Genomic DNA, 17,175 nt, shown 5'->3' with positions numbered 1-17,175 from the left:
GCCAAATTAACATCTCTGTTGTCAGGGATGATGATAACAAATGCGCGTCTTTCATATATTCAGACGTTGGGCGAACAGAAAAGTTTCATCGTTTTAAAAAAAATTCTCAGAACAGGAGGTGACGTATGCCACTACTGGACAGTTTTACCGTTGATCACACCATCATGGGCGCACCGGCAGTTCGCGTTGCGAAAACCATGAAGACTCCGCATGGCGATACGATTACCGTTTTTGACCTGCGTTTTTGCCGCCCGAACATTGATATTCTCACTGAGCGTGGCATTCATACGCTGGAGCATCTCTTTGCCGGCTTCATGCGTGATCACCTGAATGGTGATGGTGTGGAAATCGTCGATATCTCGCCAATGGGTTGCCGCACCGGCTTCTACATGAGCCTGATTGGTACACCAGACGAGCAGCGCGTTGCCAAAGCGTGGAAAGGGGCGATGGAAGATGTTCTGAAAGTGAAAGATCAGAACCAGATCCCTGAGCTGAATGAATACCAGTGCGGCAGCTACAAGCTGCACTCACTGGATGAAGCGCAGCAGATCGCCCGCAATGTGCTGGCGCATGAGATCGGCGTTAACCGCAACGAAGATCTGAAACTGCCTGCTGAAAAGCTGAAAGAACTGCACATCTAGTCAGGGCTTTGCTGCTAAAAAAAACGCCGCATCATGTCGATTGCGGCGTTTTTTTATCGCTTCAGGACCCTACCGATTTTTTCAGTGGCGTCTTCGGCGTGATGCGCACCTGTTTAATCATGTTGTCCTGCACGTCCAGAATATCGACGTTGTAGTGGCCGATCTGAACACGGGTGGCGATGGCAGGGATCTCTTCCAGCGCTTCCAGCAGCATGCCGTTGATGGTGCGCGCTTCCTGCTCTGGCAGTTGCCAGTTAAACGCCTTGTTAATTTCACGCACACTGGCGCTGCCTTCAATCAGCACGGACCCATCATTCTGCGGCATCACTTCTTCTGCCAGTGACGGTGACATGGAGGTGGTGAAGTCACCCACGATCTCCTCCAGAATGTCCTCTATCGTCACCAGCCCTTTGATGTCGCCATACTCATCCACCACCACACCCGCTTTCTCTTTGTTGCGCTGGAACTTCACCAGTTGGGTGTTCAGCGGTGTCCCTTCCGGGATGTAGTAGATCTCATCGGCGGCGCGCAGCAGCGTCTCTTTGGTGAACTCTTTTTTCTCCGTCATCATGCGCCAGGCTTCGCGCACCCGCAGCATGCCGACGCAGTCATCCAGTGAGTCCCGGAATAGCACAATGCGGCCGTGTGGCGAGTGGCTTAACTGGCGAACGACTGACTTCCAGTCATCGTTGATGTTAATACCGACGATCTCATTACGCGGAACCATGATGTCATCAACGCTGACTTTCTCCAGGTCGAGCACGGAGAGCAGCATGTCCTGATTACGGCGTGACATCAGGCTACGTGACTCATAGACGATGGTACGCAACTCCTCTTTGCTCAGCGCGGAGTTAATGGCACCGTCAGCGCGGATACCCGCCATCCTCATCAGCAGACGCGTAATGGTGTTCAGTAGCCAGACCAGCGGCAGCATGATGTATTGCAGCGGGACCAGCAGCAGGCTGCTGGGAAAGGCGACGCGTTCGGGATAGAGGGCCGCCACTGTTTTTGGCAGCACTTCAGCAAATACCAGCACCACAAAGGTCAGGATACCGGTTGCGATCGCGACCCCTTCGTCACCGTGAATACGCATGCCAACAATGGTGGCAAGTGCGGAAGCCAGAATATTCACCAGGTTATTGCCGATTAATACCAGGCTGAGCAACCGGTCGGGGCGACGCAGTAACTTCTCCACCCGGCGTGCGGGGCGACTGCCGTTTTTAGCCTGATGGCGCAGCTTATAGCGGTTAAGCGTCATCATTCCGGTTTCCGACCCGGCAAACCAGGCGGAAACCAGTACCATGACGCAGAGAATAATAATCAGCGTGGTGGTTGAAACATTCTCCAACGCAGAACTTCCTTTTTAACGAGAGGTGGGGACAAGCAGATGCTGCAGGATGCGACTGCCGAAGTAAGCCATGGTTAACAGCACCGCACCGCTGCAGTTAAACCAGACGACGCGGCGACCACGCCAGCCTTCATGATAGTGCCCCCAGAGCAAAACGATATAAACAAACCACGCGATGATGGAGAGCACGGCTTTATCGACGTTTTCTGCGCTGAAGAGATCCTGCATATAAAACAGACCGGTGCAGAGCACCAGCGTCAACAGCACGACGCCCACCTGGGTGATGTGAAACATCTTACGTTCAATGGTCAGCAGCGGCGGCATATCCTGTGTGAACGCCAGGCGCTTGTTTTTTAACTGGTAATCGATCCACGCCAGCTGCAGTGCATAGAGCGCGGCAATAATCAGCGTCGCGTAGGCGAACAGCGACAGGCCGATATGGATCATCATGCCTGGCGTGGTTTCCAGATGGGTGATAAACGCATTGGGCACAAAAGTGGCGAAGGCCAGATTGATCAGCGCGAAGCTGTAAACAATCGGCAGCAGCAGCCAGCCACGGTTGCGTGACGCCACAATGGTCATGATGGCGCAAATCAACAGGCTGACCAGCGAGCCTATGTTGAGCAGGCTTAAATTCTGTCCGCTATCAACAGCAAATATGCGTTGCTGCAAGGCCACCGCGTGTGTCACCAGCGCCACACAGGCAGAGAGCATCGCCATTCGCCGCCAGCCGCCGTTACGTTTCAACAGGCTGGGAATGATCAGGGCAAGACTTAAGGAGTAGGCGAATAGCGCCACTATCGCGAAAACGAACATAGATCCTTTCAGGTTCAGTCAGATAAGGAAAAAGGCAGTATAGCGCCAGCCGAAGCAGGCTCCAAACGATCTGAGGGGCAATTGCAGAGATCGCTGAGGCTTCGTGTTATAATCTGCCGCATTCTGCCGATCAGGCGCCTCGCGATCTTTTTTTTAGTGAGAGACCATGTTTGATAATTTAACCGATCGTTTGTCGCAAACCCTGCGAAACATCAGCGGCCGCGGAAGGCTGACTGAAGAGAACATCAAAGAGACCCTGCGTGAAGTGCGCATGGCGCTGCTTGAGGCTGACGTTGCGCTGCCGGTGGTGCGTGACTTCATCAACCGTGTGAAAGAGAGCGCGGTCGGCCATGATGTGAATAAAAGTCTGACTCCAGGTCAGGAGTTTATCAAAATCGTTCGTAACGAGCTGGTTACGGCGATGGGTGCAGAGAACAATGCACTCGACCTGGCTGCTCAGCCGCCAGCCGTGGTGCTGATGGCGGGTCTGCAGGGTGCCGGTAAAACGACCAGCGTCGCTAAGCTGGGTAAGTTCCTGCGTGAGAAGCACAAAAAGAAAGTCTTAGTGGTTTCTGCCGACGTCTATCGTCCGGCGGCAATCAAACAGCTGGAAACGCTGGCACAGCAGGTGGGCGTGGATTTCTGCCCATCCGATCTCAGCCAGAAGCCGGTCGATATCGTTAACAATGCGCTGCGTGAAGCTCGCCTGAAGTTCTACGATGTACTGCTGGTGGATACCGCCGGTCGTCTGCACGTTGACGAAGCGATGATGGACGAAATCAAACAGGTTCATGCCGCGATCAATCCGGTAGAAACGCTGTTTGTGGTCGATGCCATGACCGGTCAGGATGCGGCAAACACGGCTAAAGCTTTTAATGAAGCGCTACCGCTGACCGGTGTTATCCTGACCAAAGTCGATGGTGATGCACGAGGCGGTGCGGCGCTGTCGATTCGTCATATCACCGGTAAGCCGATTAAATTTATGGGTGTCGGTGAAAAAACCGATGCACTTGAGCCGTTCTATCCGGAGCGTATTGCTTCGCGTATCCTCGGCATGGGTGACGTGCTGTCACTGATCGAAGATATCGAAAGCAAGGTTGACCGCGATCAGGCTGAGAAACTGGCTAAGAAGCTGAAAACCGGCGACGGTTTTGATCTCAACGACTTCCTTGAGCAGCTGAAGCAGATGCGCAACATGGGCGGCATGGCCAGCCTGATGGGCAAACTGCCCGGTATGGGACAGTTGCCTGACAATGTGAAGTCACAGATGGATGACAAAGTGCTGGTGCGCATGGAAGCGATCATCAACTCGATGACACGCAAAGAGCGTGAAAAACCAGAGATCATCAAAGGCTCACGCAAGCGCCGCATTGCGACCGGCTCCGGTATGCAGGTGCAGGACGTTAACCGCTTATTGAAGCAGTTTGACGATATGCAGCGTATGATGAAGAAAATGAAGAAGGGCGGTATGGCGAAAATGATGCGCGGCATGAAGGGTATGATGCCGCCAGGTTTTCCTGGCCGCTAAAGCGTTCCACAAAAAAGCCCGAAATGGCACGGTTTAGGTTGCTTTTTTCGCCAAAATGAGTAAAATTTTCGGGCTTTTTATACAGCACCCGGACCCCGTTCCTCGATGGGGGCCGGGTGTTTTATTAACTGAAGAGGATGTTATGGTAACAATTCGTTTGGCACGTCACGGCGCTAAAAAGCGTCCGTTCTATCAGGTCGTCGTCACTGACAGCCGCAATGCACGCAACGGTCGTTTTATCGAGCGCGTTGGTTTCTTCAACCCGATCGCATCTGGTCAGGCTGAAGGTCTGCGTCTTGATCTGGATCGTATCGAGCACTGGGTTGGCCAGGGCGCAACGCTTTCTGATCGCGTTAACGCGCTGGTCAAAGAAGCTAAGAAAGCAGCTTAATCTGTCACGGTGGTGAGCATGAGCAGACAAATTGCCGCACAGCCTCCTGTTAACCCGATTGTATTGGGTAAGATGGGAGCCGCCTACGGTATTCGCGGCTGGCTCAAAGTGTTTTCCTCCACTGAAGACGCTGAAAGCATCTTCAACTACCAACCCTGGTTCATCCAGCGCGCCGGTAAATGGCAGCAGGTCGAACTGGACGGTTGGAAGCACCACAATCAGGACCTGATCATCAAAGTCAAAGGCATTGAAGATCGGGATGCGGCGGCTCAGTTAACCAATTGCGAAATTCAGGTTGACTCGACGCAGTTGCCATCGCTGGAAGAGGGCGACTACTACTGGAAAGACCTTATGGGCTGCCAGGTAGTTAACCTTGAAGGCTACGAGATGGGTAAAGTCATCGATATGATGGAAACCGGCTCGAACGACGTTCTCGTCGTTAAGGCAAACCTGAAGGATGCATTCGGTGCTCAGGAGCGGTTAATTCCGTTTCTTGATGAACAGGTTATCAGGAAAGTCGATCTCTCTACTGGCATCATTGAGGTAGATTGGGATCCTGGTTTTTGATCTCCGAATCGAACGGTAACGTAACGGCGAATACAATGTGGATTGGTGTTATTAGCCTGTTTCCAGAAATGTTTCGCGCTATTACCGATTACGGGGTAACTGGCCGGGCTGTAAAAAACGGTCTGCTCAGCATTCAGAGCTGGAGTCCTCGTGACTTCACGCACGACCGGCACCGTACCGTGGATGATCGTCCTTACGGCGGCGGACCGGGAATGCTGATGATGGTACAACCCTTACGGGATGCCATCTCCGCAGCGAAAGCAGCGGCAGGTGATGGGGCCAGGGTGATATATCTTTCACCTCAGGGTCGCAAACTGGACCAACAGGGCGTTTGCGAACTGGCGGCACGGGACAAGTTAATTCTGGTCTGTGGCCGCTATGAAGGGATTGATGAGCGCGTAATCCAGACCGAAATTGATGAAGAATGGTCAATCGGTGATTACGTTCTCAGCGGCGGGGAACTGCCAGCGATGACGATGATTGACGCAGTCGCCCGGTTTATTCCTGGCGTGCTCGGCAAGCAGGCGTCAGCCGATGAGGATTCGTTCTCGGAAGGTTTGCTGGATTGTCCGCACTATACCCGACCTGAAGTGTTAGACGGCGTGGAGGTCCCGGCAGTATTACTGTCAGGCAACCATGCTGATATCCGCCGCTGGCGTCTGAAGCAGTCGCTAGGCCGTACCTGGCTGAGAAGACCTGAACTTCTGGAAAACCTGGCTCTGACTGAAGAGCAAGCAAGGTTGCTGAATGAGTTCCAGCGGGAATCTCAGCAGCAACAAAACGATGATGTGGAAGAGTAAGCTCTTCCCCGACTATCAGTTTACCCAGGATATGAGATTTAATTATGAGCAACATTATCAAGCAAATTGAACAAGAGCAGATGAAACAGGACGTACCTTCCTTCCGCCCGGGTGATTCCGTGGAAGTGAAAGTATGGGTCGTTGAAGGTTCTAAAAAACGTCTGCAGGCATTCGAGGGCGTGGTTATCGCTATCCGTAACCGCGGTCTGCACTCTGCATTCACTGTTCGCAAAATTTCTAACGGCGAAGGCGTTGAGCGTGTATTCCAGACTCATTCACCTGTAATTGACAGCATCGCTGTTAAACGTCGTGGCGCTGTGCGTAAAGCCAAACTGTACTACCTGCGTGAGCGTACTGGTAAGTCTGCTCGTATTAAAGAGCGTCTTAACTAAGGTATCGCTAACGCGACATCTAAAAGTTAATAGCAAACAAGGGGTTGGCATCTGCCAGCCCCTTTTTTATGTCACAGTCAACCTTACTGCCTGCAGTTAACCGTCGTCCGGCCGCTGAAAATGATAAATCGCGGTATTAACCGGCCCTTCCTCTAAGACGATCAGGCCATAGCGACAGCCAATGAACTGACCACCGCACTTCTCAGCCACGCCCCGACTGGCCAGGTTATCCTCTGCTGCCAGAATCTCAATCACCCGGGTCTCTGGGCGTGAAAACCCCAGCGGCAGCAACGCGGCCACCGCGCGGCTGGCGATTCCCTGACGCTGTGCATCACTGCGAACCCAGTAGCCAATTGCGCTGGTGTCACCCGGATGACGGGCAAAGCGTATTCCTGCGCCCCCCAGCAGCTGGTCATGCTGATCAACGATGGCAAACTCTTCCGCTTCCTCTTTCATCCGTTGCCAGTGGGTAAAGCGGATCCAGCTTTCTGCTTCATGAGGCTGATAATCGTGATGCGCCCAGACCATCCATGGGATAAGGCTATCCAGCGAGGCATTAACCGCAGTGGTAAACGCAGATACGTCGCTGAGCTCAAAAGGTCGCAGATAAATATTTTGTGGTGATGGGTACATAACTCTCTCAGCGCGAACAGAATGATTCTTTTATTCTGCCTGTGGGTAGAAGAAAGGCAATAACCTTAACTGTAAACTTATTTGTACAATTGTCTTTGGTTTTTGTGATTGAGGTTTTTATTATATGAATGATTTTATTGTTTATTTTAAGTATATTTCGCACCCTTCATCATCCGTGGTAATAAAAGTGTACATATAATATTGCGCTATGTATTGCCTGTGATACAGTATTTGCATTCCTCAGTGAGGAGTCCATGACTGCCAATACGAGCCAAAGGATCGCCATCATGCAAAAAGACGCGCTGAACAATGTGCATATCGCCGGTGAACAGGTATTAATCACGCCTGAAGAGCTGAAAGCGAAGTTTCCACTGACCACTGAACAGCAGGATCAGGTCGCGGCGTCGCGCCAGACTATCTCTGACATTATTGCCGGCCGCGATCCGCGTCTGCTGGTAGTGTGCGGACCCTGCTCAATTCACGATACCGAAGTGGCACTGGACTATGCTCGTCGTCTGCAAACCCTTTCTGAACAGCTGAAAGATCAGCTCTTTATCGTGATGCGCGTCTATTTTGAAAAACCTCGTACCACCGTCGGCTGGAAAGGGCTGATCAACGATCCTTTCATGGATAACTCGTTTGATATGGAAGCGGGTCTGCACATTGCGCGCCAGCTGCTGGTGAACCTGGTTGAAATGGGTTTGCCTCTGGCCACTGAAGCGCTGGATCCCAATAGTCCGCAATATCTGGGCGACCTGTTCAGCTGGTCTGCCATTGGCGCCCGTACCACTGAATCGCAGACGCACCGTGAAATGGCCTCGGGCCTGTCGATGCCGGTAGGCTTTAAAAATGGCACCGATGGCAGTCTGGGAACGGCAATCAACGCCATGCGTGCTGCCGCAATGCCACACCGTTTTGTCGGGATTAATCAGGCCGGTCAGGTCTGCCTGCTGCAGACTCAGGGCAATCCGGATGGTCACGTGATCCTGCGTGGCGGCAAAGCGCCGAACTACGGTCCTGAAGATGTCGCGCAGTGTGAAAAAGAGATGCTCAAGGCGGGACTGCGTCCAGCCTTAATGATAGATTGCAGCCATGGTAATTCGAACAAAGACTACAGCCGTCAGCCTGGCGTAGCGGAATCCGCTATTGCGCAGATCAAAGACGGGAACCGTTCAATCATTGGCTTGATGCTGGAAAGCCATATCAATGAAGGTAACCAGTCTTCTGAGCAGCCACGCAGCGAAATGAAGTATGGCGTTTCCGTAACCGATGCATGCATCAACTGGGAAGTGACCGAAACGTTGCTGCGTGAAATGCATCAGGATCTGCAGGGAGTGCTGTCGGCGCGTCTGTCACAAGAGGTGTAAGAGCAATGGTGGCTGAACTGACCGCGTTACGCGATCAAATTGACAGTGTTGATAAAGCGCTGCTGGATCTGCTGGCTAAGCGACTGGAACTGGTGGCCGAAGTAGGTGAAGTGAAGAGCCGTTACGGCCTGCCTATCTATGTGCCTGAGCGTGAAGCGTCGATGCTGGCTTCGCGTCGCAAAGAGGCCGAAGCGCTCGGTGTACCACCGGATCTGATTGAGGATGTGCTGCGTCGCGTGATGCGGGAATCCTATACCAGCGAGAATGACAAAGGCTTTAAAACCCTCTGTCCTGAACTGCGCCCGGTGGTGATTGTCGGTGGTAAGGGCCAGATGGGCCGGCTGTTTGAAAAAATGCTCGGGCTATCAGGCTATACGGTTAAAACGCTGGATAAAGAGGACTGGCCTCAGGCTGAGACTCTGCTCAGTGATGCCGGAATGGTGATCATTAGCGTGCCGATTCACCTGACCGAGCAGGTGATTGCCCAACTGCCACCACTGCCGGAAGATTGTATTCTGGTCGATCTGGCGTCGGTCAAAAACCGGCCTCTGCAGGCAATGCTGGCTGCCCATAACGGGCCTGTGCTGGGTCTGCATCCGATGTTTGGCCCGGACAGCGGCAGCCTGGCAAAACAGGTGGTGGTCTGGTGTGATGGAAGACAACCGGAAGCGTATCAGTGGTTCCTGGAGCAGATTCAGGTCTGGGGTGCGCGTCTGCATCGTATCAGCGCTGTTGAGCATGACCAGAACATGGCATTCATTCAGGCGCTGCGTCACTTTGCTACCTTCGCTTATGGTCTGCATTTAGCCGAAGAGAACGTCAATCTGGATCAGCTGCTGGCGCTCTCGTCGCCCATTTACCGGCTGGAACTGGCGATGGTGGGGCGGTTGTTCGCTCAGGATCCGCAACTCTATGCGGATATCATCATGTCTTCAGAGAGTAATCTGGCGCTGATAAAACGCTATTACCAGCGGTTTGGTGAAGCCATTGCGCTGCTGGAGCAGGGCGACAAGCAGGCGTTTATCGCCAGCTTTAACCGGGTTGAACAGTGGTTTGGCGATCACGCAAAACGCTTCCTGGTCGAAAGCCGAAGCCTGTTGCGATCGGCCAATGACAGCCGCCCATAAATGACAGCCATCCATCAATGAAAAAGGCATCCAGTTGGATGCCTTTTTTCTTCTTTTTATTCGCCAGGTTCAGCGGGCACCACATTTTCGCTGGGGTAACAGCCCAGTACCTTCAGAGAGCGGGTCATGGTCTGTAATTCCTGCAGCGCCTGCTGCATCCGCTCTGATTGCAGGTTGCCCTGCACATCAATGTAAAACATCTCTTCCCACGGATTACCATTAATCGGGCGGGACTCCAGCTTGCTCATAATCAGGTTGTGCTGACGCAGCACCAGCAGCGCGTCGACCAGCGCACCCGCCTGCTGTCCGGTTGCCATAATCAGCGTGGTTTTCGCTGGCACCTGGTCAGAAACCTCGATTGCTTTGCGGGCCAGCACGATAAAGCGGGTGTGGTTCTGCTGCTGATTCGCCAGATTACGTTCCAGCACCTGCAGCTGATAGAGTTCGCCGCCGGCCTCACTGCCCAGCGCCGCCACCTTAGGTGAGTTGAGCGCAGCCACTTTCTCCATCGCTGCCGCGGTACTCTCGGTGTATTCGATTTTCCAGTGCGGGAAACGATTAATAAACTGGCTGCACTGCTGGAACGGTTGAGGATGGCTGTAAACCGTCTCAATCTGCTGAAGATCGGTGGGGCCATTCACCAGCACGCAGTGGTCGATAGGCAATGTCAGCTCGCCCACGATTGAGAGGCTGGTCTGTTGCAGCAGATCGTAGACATCGTTGATCGAGCCTGAACTGGTATTCTCAATCGGCATCACGGCGTAATCAGCTACGCCATTTTCGACCTGTTTGATGATGTCGTGAAACTTCAGGCAGCCACACTCCACCATGCTATCGAAATGGCGCGACGCGTAGTTGCGTGCTGCAAGATGCGAATAAGAGCCTTTCGGGCCCAGAAAGGCGATACGGGCGGCATGCGCATGGGGATGGTTGAGGTTTTTTTGCAGCAGCGCTTGCTGAGTCAGCACGGAATCTTCAATTACCAGCTGGAACAGACGGGTGATGTAGTGCGCATCCAGGTTGTGTGCCTTACCCAGTACGATGAGATTCTCCAGTAGCGCGCGTTCGCGCTCCACATCCCGAATCGGGCGATGCGTCGCCAGTTTCGCTTGTGCAACTTCCACTGCCAGCAAACGACGCTCGGCCAGCAGCGTCAGAAGTTTTTTATCCACGGCGCTGATTTTGTCGCGTAGCGCCAGCAATGGATTATCGGGATTCATAGGGCTCACCTGTATGCTATCCAAAAAAAAAGCCTCCCGGTTGGGAGGCTTCGGTGTTCGTCTTCGCTTTCATTTTCATACGACGAATGGCCTCCCGTTCAGGGGAAGGTAAAAAAGAAAGCGAAGAAAAACAGATCAGGTTTCATGGTAATGTCCGAAAAGAGAGTGACCTGAGAGTAACCGTACTGCTTAAAAGCTGTCAATAAAAAACGCGCCCGGAGGCGCGTTAAGAAACAGCGTTAAGAAAATCAGGACTCTTCGTCGGCGGGAATGATGTCTTTCACGCTGGCACTGGCGCGGCGTGCTTCAGACTTGTGCTGAACTTTATTCAGCTGACGCTCGAGCTTGGCAATCAAATCGTTGATAGCGGTATACATATCATCGTGCTTGGCGCTGGCCACCAGAGTCCCGTTAGGTGTGTTAATAGTGGCGTCAGCCACGAATTCTTTGGGCTCTTTGGAAAGGACAATATGTGGATTAATCAGGTCGGTTTGCCATTTTTCGAGCTTGGCGAGACGGTCTTCAACATGGCTTCGGATTGCCGGAGTGATGTCCATTTGTTTACTGGTAATGTTCAGAATCATCGTTCTTACCTCTCTGTCATTTCCGTCTTGGTCTTCTCAGCATAGCGCGAAAAAGCGTTCAATGTGGGATTTCGATCACGAAAAAATGTCACTTTTTGTCAGTCACAACATTCTGTGAGAAAGGCAGAGAAACTGGCCGAAATGGCTTGAAGCGAAACGATTAACACGGCATGCTTGATGAGTTAGCTCGCTGAGAACAGATCCAAATCTGACTGTTCTGTAAGCAAAAAAAAGCAGCCCTGAGAGGCTGCTTTTTTTATGGCTGAGAATCTGTCTGACTATCAGCTTTTGTTAGCTGCAATGATTTTCGCCACTTTATCGGCTTCAGCGTTCAGCTGCAGATTGCGGTAAGCATTCTCCATCAGCGGCAGGGCATCGTGTGTTGCCTGCGTATCCGGATAATCGCGCATCATACCTTCGACACGGTTAACAACCGCGACATAAGCCTCACGCTTAGTATAGAATTGCGCCACTGACAGCTCATATTTAGCCAGACGGTCTTTCAGATAGACCAGGCGTTTCTGAGCATCAGCCGCATACTGGCTGTTCGGGTAACTCCGCAGCAGCTGAGAGAAGTCGCGGAAAGCATCACGAGCGTGCGTCGGATCGCGGTCAGAACGATCAATACCAAAGAAGCCCTGCAGCGCGGAGTCATCCAGCGCCATGTCCGTCAGACCTTTCATATAGATGACATAGTCAATGTTCGGATGCGTGGGGTTCAGACGCATAAAGCGAGCAATGGCAGCCTGCGCCAGGGGCAGATCGGCATTTTTATAGTACGCGTAGATTAAATCCAGCTGCACCTGCTGCGAATAAGGACCGAACGGATAACGATTATCCAGCGCTTCCAGTTGCTTAATCGCAGCTTTAAAGTTACCGTCCTGCAGCTTTTGCTGCGCTGTAGCATAGATTTCAGAAGGCGGGCTGTCCGGTACCGCGTCATTTGAGCCGGAACAACCAACAAGTGCCAGGCTCAGTGTGGCAGCAGCCACCAGATGTTTCATACGCGTCATGACGAAGTGATTATCCTCAAATGTTATGGCGGAAGCTGTCCGTATAGCTCCCGGTAATGACCAGGTACGATAGCACATTATATTAAACGGCATCGCCGTGAAAACCCAACGTTAACGAAGAAGCTGTATATGGCACAACAAGTTCAACTCACCGCAACGGTATCCGAATCACAACTCGGACAACGCTTAGATCAGACTTTGGCGGAATTGTTCCCTGATTATTCACGTTCTCGCATAAAAGAGTGGATCCTCGATCGTCGCGTTACTGTAAACGGCGTCATGGTCGATACACCCAAAGAAAAAGTGCTGGGCGGCGAGCTGGTCGCGATTGACGCTGAGATCGAGGAGGCGCAGCGCTGGGAACCGCAGAATCTGCCACTCGACATCGTTTATGAAGATGAAGACATTATTGTCATCAACAAACCACGCGACTTCGTGGTTCACCCTGGCGCCGGTAATCCGGATGGCACGGTGTTAAACGCCTTACTTCATCACTATCCGGCGATTATGGATGTGCCGCGCGCGGGCATCGTACACCGCCTGGATAAAGACACCACCGGTTTAATGGTGGTCGCGAAAACTGTTCCGGCTCAGACGCATCTGGTGGACTCGCTGCAGCGTCGCGAAATCACCCGTGAATATGAAGCGGTTGCGATTGGCAATATGACTGCGGGCGGCACCGTTGAGCAGCCTATCAGCCGTCACTCAACTAAACGCACCCACATGGCGGTACACCCAATGGGTAAACCGGCGGTCACGCATTACCGCATCATGGAGCACTTCCGGGCCCATACCCGTCTGCGCCTGCGTCTGGAAACCGGTCGTACTCACCAGATCCGTGTGCATATGTCTCACATCAGCCATCCGCTGGTGGGCGATCCGCTTTACGGTGGCCGTCCGCGTCCGCCAAAAGGCGCGTCTGAAGCATTTATTACTACGCTGCGCGGTTTCGATCGTCAGGCACTGCACGCCACGATGTTGCGCCTCTATCACCCCATTAGCGGTATTGAAATGGAATTCCATGCTGCGCTTCCGCAGGACATGGTTGATCTCATCGCGGCGTTAAAAGCAGACACTGAAGAATTTAAAGACCAGTTGAATTGGTGATGAATCTGATTACTCCTCAATGGCCCGCTCCGTCACGCGTTCGGGCCTGCTCGACGCAGCGACAGGGCGGCATCAGCACATCGCCCTGGGATGCACTGAATCTCGGCGGGCATGTGGGAGATAATCCGGATGCGGTGGCGCGTAACCGGCAGTTGCTGATGGAAGAGGCAGGTTTACCTGCCATGCCGCAGTGGCTGGATCAGGTTCATGGCACTGAGGTTGTGCGTCTGACTGCAGGGGAAAGTACGCCATTACGTGCTGATGCCTGTATTACCGATCAGCCCGGTGTCGTCTGCGCCATCATGACCGCTGACTGTCTTCCGGTCCTGTTCTGTTCGCAGGATGGCACGGAAGTGGCGGCGGCACATGCAGGCTGGCGCGGACTTTGTGCGGGTGTACTGGAAAATACGCTGGCGCAGTTTCGTTCGCCGCCTGATCAGATTCATGCCTGGCTTGGACCGGCAATCGGACCCGATGCGTTTGAGGTCGGCGCAGAAGTACGTCAGGCCTTTATGGCTCAGGAACCCCGGGCTGTGCAGGCTTTCCGTCCATCAGGTGACCGCTTTTACGCCGACATCGGCCTGCTGGCGCAGATGCGACTACAGGCAGCGGGCGTGAATTCAGTCAGCGCCAGCAGCCTTTGTACCTTTACGCAGCGCGACGATTTCTTCTCTTTCCGCCGCGATGGGATCACCGGGCGTATGGCAACTTTGATCTGGCTGTTATAACCTTACGCCATAAGACGGTCCAGTTAGCGTATTTTTTACTCAAATCTCAGGTCATTAACCTTGAAATTTTGAGGGATGACCTCATTTAATCTCCAGTAGCATTTTGACCTGTAATGGGAGGAATTATGCGTCTGGATCGTCTTACTAATAAATTTCAGCTGGCTCTCGCCGACGCGCAGTCCCTCGCTCTGGGACACGACAATCAATTCATCGAACCTCTGCATCTGATGAGCGCATTGCTCAAACAGGAAGGCGGATCGGTTTCACCTTTACTGACTTCGGCCGGTGTCGACGTTACGCCATTTCGCGCTCAGGTTGAGCAGGCTATTGATCGCCTGCCACAAGTTGAAGGCAGCGAAGGCGATGTACAACCCTCATCTGACCTCGTCCGGGTATTAAACCTGTGCGACAAGCTGGCGCAGAAGCGCAACGATAACTTTATTTCATCCGAATTATTTGTTCTGGCCGCGCTGGAATCGCGGGGCTCACTGGCCGATCTGCTCAAAGCAGCGGGCGCAACGCGCGAAAAAATCACCAGTGCGATTGAACAGATGCGGGGAGGAGACAACGTGAACGATCAGGGGGCTGAAGATCAGCGCCAGGCTTTAAAAAAATACACTATCGATCTGACCGAGCGAGCAGAGAAGGGCAAACTCGACCCGGTCATTGGTCGTGACGAAGAGATTCGCCGCACCATCCAGGTTCTGCAGCGCCGTACCAAAAACAACCCGGTACTGATTGGTGAACCTGGCGTGGGTAAAACCGCGATTGTCGAAGGGCTGGCGCAGCGCATCATCAATGGTGAAGTGCCTGAGGGTCTGAAAGGACGTCGGGTACTGGCACTGGATATGGGGGCGCTGGTGGCCGGGGCGAAATATCGCGGTGAATTCGAAGAGCGTCTGAAAGGCGTACTGAGTGACCTGTCGAAACAGGAAGGCAACGTCATTCTGTTTATCGACGAGCTGCACACCATGGTGGGAGCCGGTAAAGCGGACGGTGCGATGGACGCCGGCAATATGCTTAAACCTGCGCTGGCGCGTGGTGAACTGCACTGTGTGGGTGCCACTACGCTTGATGAGTATCGCCAGTACATTGAAAAAGATGCCGCGCTGGAGCGTCGTTTCCAGAAAGTCTTTGTGGCTGAGCCGAGTGTGGAAGATACCATCGCCATTCTGCGTGGTCTGAAAGAGCGTTATGAACTGCATCACCATGTGCAGATCACTGACCCGGCGATTGTCGCGGCGGCGACCCTGTCTCATCGTTATATTGCTGACCGGCAGCTGCCGGATAAAGCGATTGACCTGATCGATGAGGCGGCTTCCAGCATTCGTATGCAGATGGACTCGAAGCCGGAGTCACTGGATCGCCTTGAGCGCCGTATCATTCAGCTGAAGCTGGAGCAGCAGGCGCTGAAGAAAGAGGCGGACGATGCCAGCATCAAGCGTCTTGAGATGCTGGAAACCGAACTCAACCAGAAAGAGCGCGAATACGCCGAGCTGGAAGATGAGTGGAAGACAGAGAAAGCCTCGCTGTCCGGCACGCAGAACATTAAAGCGGAACTTGAGCAGGCGCGTCTGAATTTAGAGCAGGCACGTCGCCAGGGTGACCTCGCTCAGATGTCAGAGCTGCAGTACGGTAAAATTCCGGCACTGGAAAAACAGTTAGCCGCAGCGACTCAGGCCGAAGGCAAGACCATGAAGTTACTGCGTAACCGGGTAACCGATGTGGAGATTGCCGATGTGCTGGCACGCTGGACCGGTATTCCGGTCGCACGAATGATGGAAGGTGAGCGCGATAAGTTACTGCGCATGGAGCAGGACTTACATGGCCGGGTCATTGGACAGGATGAAGCGGTTGAGGCGGTATCGAATGCTATTCGCCGTAGTCGCGCAGGCCTTTCTGATCCAAACCGGCCTATCGGTTCCTTCCTGTTCCTGGGGCCAACCGGGGTCGGTAAGACGGAGTTGTGTAAAGCGCTGGCTAACTTCCTGTTCGACAGTGACGATGCGATGGTTCGTATCGACATGTCTGAATTTATGGAAAAACACTCAGTATCACGGCTGGTGGGTGCACCTCCGGGTTATGTCGGCTATGAAGAGGGCGGTTATCTGACCGAAGCTGTGCGCCGTCGGCCTTATTCGGTCATCCTGCTGGATGAAGTAGAGAAAGCGCATCCTGATGTCTTTAACATTCTGCTGCAGGTGCTGGATGATGGGCGTCTGACGGATGGGCAGGGCCGGACGGTCGATTTCCGTAACAGCGTGGTGATTATGACCTCTAACCTGGGATCAGATTTAATCCAGGAGCGGTTCGGCAATCTCAGTTACCCGGAAATGAAAGATATCGTGATGGGTGTGGTCGGACAGCATTTCCGTCCTGAGTTCGTCAACCGTATTGATGAGGTGGTGGTGTTCCATCCGCTGGCTGAGAAACATATTGCGTCTATTGCGCAGATTCAGCTGCAGCGGCTGTACAAACGTCTGGATGAACGGGGTTATCAGCTGCACATCTCTGATGATGCGATCAAACTGCTGGCGGAGAACGGGTATGATCCGGTCTACGGTGCACGTCCGCTGAAACGTGCGATACAGCAGCAGATCGAGAACCCGCTGGCTCAGCAGATCCTTGCCGGTTCGCTGGTGCCAGGCAAAACCATCGAAATGGATGTGGAGAACAACATCATTACTGCACATCAGTAAGGCTGTGGAATGAAAAACGGGCCTCTGGCCCGTTTTTTTTGCCTTTTTGAGGGGTTTTTGCTTATTTAATACTCCTTTTGAGTGCAAAATGAACGGTCAGTAAAAAAGTCTCAATTTGCACTTGCGCTATCTGAGCCGTTCCCTATAATGCGCCTCCACTGACACGGCAAACCGGCAACGGAAAACGGGTCAGGAGGCACAGGAGACTGCGCCG

At 53.1% G+C, this 17,175-nt stretch carries 18 protein-coding genes and 1 other annotated feature; of the genes, 11 read left to right on the top strand and 7 right to left on the bottom strand.

Features of this window, described 5'->3' with window-relative positions; translation table 11 throughout:
- Positions 1-125: 125 nt before the first annotated feature.
- Positions 126-641 (top strand): S-ribosylhomocysteine lyase, encoded by a 516-nt coding sequence (gene luxS, locus AFL22_RS11760; RefSeq protein WP_009086888.1) that lies wholly within the window; start codon positions 126-128, stop codon positions 639-641.
- A 61-nt stretch (positions 642-702) separates the two neighbouring features.
- Here the strand turns inward: luxS and AFL22_RS11755 are convergent, their stop codons facing one another.
- Positions 703-1,989 carry an HlyC/CorC family transporter gene (locus AFL22_RS11755; protein ID WP_022623780.1) on the bottom strand — a complete coding sequence of 429 codons (1,287 nt, stop codon included), beginning with the start codon at positions 1,987-1,989 and terminating at the stop codon, positions 703-705.
- Between the two features lie 15 nt (positions 1,990-2,004).
- The gene (locus AFL22_RS11750; protein WP_010248489.1) at positions 2,005-2,805 is read right to left on the bottom strand and encodes an inner membrane protein YpjD; all 801 of its coding nucleotides are present in this window, start codon (positions 2,803-2,805) and stop codon (positions 2,005-2,007) included.
- A gap of 166 nt (positions 2,806-2,971) precedes the next feature.
- On the opposite strand from AFL22_RS11750, the gene ffh reads away from it, so the two are divergent.
- The 5 genes from ffh to rplS all read left to right on the top strand — a co-directional run bounded on the left by ffh (position 2,972) and on the right by rplS (position 6,483).
- On the top strand, positions 2,972-4,333 hold the full coding sequence (gene ffh, locus AFL22_RS11745) for a signal recognition particle protein (protein ID WP_010248486.1): 1,362 nt from the start codon (positions 2,972-2,974) through the stop codon (positions 4,331-4,333).
- A gap of 142 nt (positions 4,334-4,475) precedes the next feature.
- Positions 4,476-4,724 (top strand): 30S ribosomal protein S16, encoded by a 249-nt coding sequence (gene rpsP, locus AFL22_RS11740; RefSeq protein ID WP_003849041.1) that lies wholly within the window; start codon positions 4,476-4,478, stop codon positions 4,722-4,724.
- Between the two features lie 18 nt (positions 4,725-4,742).
- The gene (gene rimM, locus AFL22_RS11735) at positions 4,743-5,291 is read left to right on the top strand and encodes a ribosome maturation factor RimM (protein WP_010248480.1); all 549 of its coding nucleotides are present in this window, start codon (positions 4,743-4,745) and stop codon (positions 5,289-5,291) included.
- Between the two features lie 35 nt (positions 5,292-5,326).
- Positions 5,327-6,091, top strand: coding sequence for a tRNA (guanosine(37)-N1)-methyltransferase TrmD (gene trmD, locus AFL22_RS11730; RefSeq protein WP_010248477.1), 765 nt, complete (start codon positions 5,327-5,329; stop codon positions 6,089-6,091).
- 44 nt (positions 6,092-6,135) lie between these two features.
- Entirely contained in the window at positions 6,136-6,483 is a 348-nt protein-coding gene (gene rplS, locus AFL22_RS11725) for a 50S ribosomal protein L19 (protein WP_003849035.1), read from the top strand.
- 96 nt (positions 6,484-6,579) lie between these two features.
- Here the strand turns inward: rplS and AFL22_RS11720 are convergent, their stop codons facing one another.
- Positions 6,580-7,116, bottom strand: coding sequence for a GNAT family N-acetyltransferase (locus AFL22_RS11720; protein WP_010248470.1), 537 nt, complete (start codon positions 7,114-7,116; stop codon positions 6,580-6,582).
- 287 nt (positions 7,117-7,403) lie between these two features.
- Between AFL22_RS11720 and AFL22_RS11715 the strand changes: the two genes are divergently transcribed.
- A complete protein-coding gene (locus tag AFL22_RS11715; RefSeq protein ID WP_010672116.1) occupies positions 7,404-8,483 on the top strand; it encodes a 3-deoxy-7-phosphoheptulonate synthase in 1,080 nt (359 codons plus the stop codon).
- Positions 8,484-8,488: 5 nt separating this feature from the next.
- The gene (gene tyrA / locus AFL22_RS11710; RefSeq protein ID WP_010248465.1) at positions 8,489-9,610 is read left to right on the top strand and encodes a bifunctional chorismate mutase/prephenate dehydrogenase; all 1,122 of its coding nucleotides are present in this window, start codon (positions 8,489-8,491) and stop codon (positions 9,608-9,610) included.
- Positions 9,611-9,666: 56 nt separating this feature from the next.
- On the opposite strand, the gene pheA is transcribed toward tyrA, so the two are convergent.
- The 4 genes from pheA to bamD form a co-directional block, all read right to left on the bottom strand.
- Positions 9,667-10,830 carry a bifunctional chorismate mutase/prephenate dehydratase gene (gene pheA / locus AFL22_RS11705; protein ID WP_010248448.1) on the bottom strand — a complete coding sequence of 388 codons (1,164 nt, stop codon included), beginning with the start codon at positions 10,828-10,830 and terminating at the stop codon, positions 9,667-9,669.
- 22 nt (positions 10,831-10,852) lie between these two features.
- Positions 10,853-10,977 (bottom strand) — a sequence feature (Phe leader region).
- Positions 10,929-10,976 (bottom strand): pheA operon leader peptide PheL, encoded by a 48-nt coding sequence (gene pheL / locus AFL22_RS24260; protein WP_193555295.1) that lies wholly within the window; start codon positions 10,974-10,976, stop codon positions 10,929-10,931. It overlaps the preceding feature by 48 nt.
- Positions 10,978-11,078: 101 nt before the next feature.
- The gene (raiA, locus tag AFL22_RS11700) at positions 11,079-11,414 is read right to left on the bottom strand and encodes a ribosome-associated translation inhibitor RaiA (RefSeq protein ID WP_003849030.1); all 336 of its coding nucleotides are present in this window, start codon (positions 11,412-11,414) and stop codon (positions 11,079-11,081) included.
- 281 nt (positions 11,415-11,695) lie between these two features.
- Positions 11,696-12,427 carry an outer membrane protein assembly factor BamD gene (gene bamD, locus AFL22_RS11695; protein WP_010248444.1) on the bottom strand — a complete coding sequence of 244 codons (732 nt, stop codon included), beginning with the start codon at positions 12,425-12,427 and terminating at the stop codon, positions 11,696-11,698.
- Between the two features lie 129 nt (positions 12,428-12,556).
- Between bamD and rluD the strand changes: the two genes are divergently transcribed.
- From rluD to clpB, 3 genes are all read left to right on the top strand, one after another.
- Positions 12,557-13,534 (top strand): 23S rRNA pseudouridine(1911/1915/1917) synthase RluD, encoded by a 978-nt coding sequence (gene rluD, locus AFL22_RS11690; RefSeq protein ID WP_010248442.1) that lies wholly within the window; start codon positions 12,557-12,559, stop codon positions 13,532-13,534.
- Positions 13,534-14,262, top strand: a complete 729-nt coding sequence (yfiH, locus tag AFL22_RS11685; protein WP_052271488.1) for a purine nucleoside phosphorylase YfiH — start codon at positions 13,534-13,536, stop codon at positions 14,260-14,262. The genes rluD and yfiH overlap by 1 nt, the downstream gene beginning before the upstream one ends.
- Before the next feature lie 113 nt (positions 14,263-14,375).
- Positions 14,376-16,961 (top strand): ATP-dependent chaperone ClpB, encoded by a 2,586-nt coding sequence (gene clpB, locus AFL22_RS11680; RefSeq protein ID WP_029519628.1) that lies wholly within the window; start codon positions 14,376-14,378, stop codon positions 16,959-16,961.
- The last annotated feature ends 214 nt before the right edge of the window (positions 16,962-17,175 follow it).

It is taken from the genome of Pantoea sp. CFSAN033090 (assembly GCF_001264395.1).
In the GTDB taxonomy this organism is placed as follows: Bacteria; Pseudomonadota; Gammaproteobacteria; order Enterobacterales; family Enterobacteriaceae; genus Pantoea; species Pantoea agglomerans.
Note: the sequence above shows the minus strand (reverse complement) of the source record. Positions and strands in the feature narration are given on the sequence as shown.

Excerpts from the sequence above, each read along its gene's own strand:
- luxS (WP_009086888.1), top strand. The coding sequence starts at position 126 with ATGCCACTACTGGACAGTTTTACCGTTGATCACACCATCATGGGCGCA.
- AFL22_RS11750 (WP_010248489.1), bottom strand. The coding sequence starts at position 2,805 with ATGTTCGTTTTCGCGATAGTGGCGCTATTCGCCTACTCCTTAAGTCTT.
- ffh (WP_010248486.1), top strand. The coding sequence starts at position 2,972 with ATGTTTGATAATTTAACCGATCGTTTGTCGCAAACCCTGCGAAACATC.
- rpsP (WP_003849041.1), top strand. The coding sequence starts at position 4,476 with ATGGTAACAATTCGTTTGGCACGTCACGGCGCTAAAAAGCGTCCGTTC.
- rimM (WP_010248480.1), top strand. The coding sequence starts at position 4,743 with ATGAGCAGACAAATTGCCGCACAGCCTCCTGTTAACCCGATTGTATTG.
- trmD (WP_010248477.1), top strand. The coding sequence starts at position 5,327 with ATGTGGATTGGTGTTATTAGCCTGTTTCCAGAAATGTTTCGCGCTATT.
- rplS (WP_003849035.1), top strand. The coding sequence starts at position 6,136 with ATGAGCAACATTATCAAGCAAATTGAACAAGAGCAGATGAAACAGGAC.
- AFL22_RS11720 (WP_010248470.1), bottom strand. The coding sequence starts at position 7,116 with ATGTACCCATCACCACAAAATATTTATCTGCGACCTTTTGAGCTCAGC.
- AFL22_RS11715 (WP_010672116.1), top strand. The coding sequence starts at position 7,404 with ATGCAAAAAGACGCGCTGAACAATGTGCATATCGCCGGTGAACAGGTA.
- tyrA (WP_010248465.1), top strand. The coding sequence starts at position 8,489 with ATGGTGGCTGAACTGACCGCGTTACGCGATCAAATTGACAGTGTTGAT.
- pheA (WP_010248448.1), bottom strand. The coding sequence starts at position 10,830 with ATGAATCCCGATAATCCATTGCTGGCGCTACGCGACAAAATCAGCGCC.
- raiA (WP_003849030.1), bottom strand. The coding sequence starts at position 11,414 with ATGATTCTGAACATTACCAGTAAACAAATGGACATCACTCCGGCAATC.
- bamD (WP_010248444.1), bottom strand. The coding sequence starts at position 12,427 with ATGACGCGTATGAAACATCTGGTGGCTGCTGCCACACTGAGCCTGGCA.
- rluD (WP_010248442.1), top strand. The coding sequence starts at position 12,557 with ATGGCACAACAAGTTCAACTCACCGCAACGGTATCCGAATCACAACTC.
- yfiH (WP_052271488.1), top strand. The coding sequence starts at position 13,534 with ATGAATCTGATTACTCCTCAATGGCCCGCTCCGTCACGCGTTCGGGCC.
- clpB (WP_029519628.1), top strand. The coding sequence starts at position 14,376 with ATGGGAGGAATTATGCGTCTGGATCGTCTTACTAATAAATTTCAGCTG.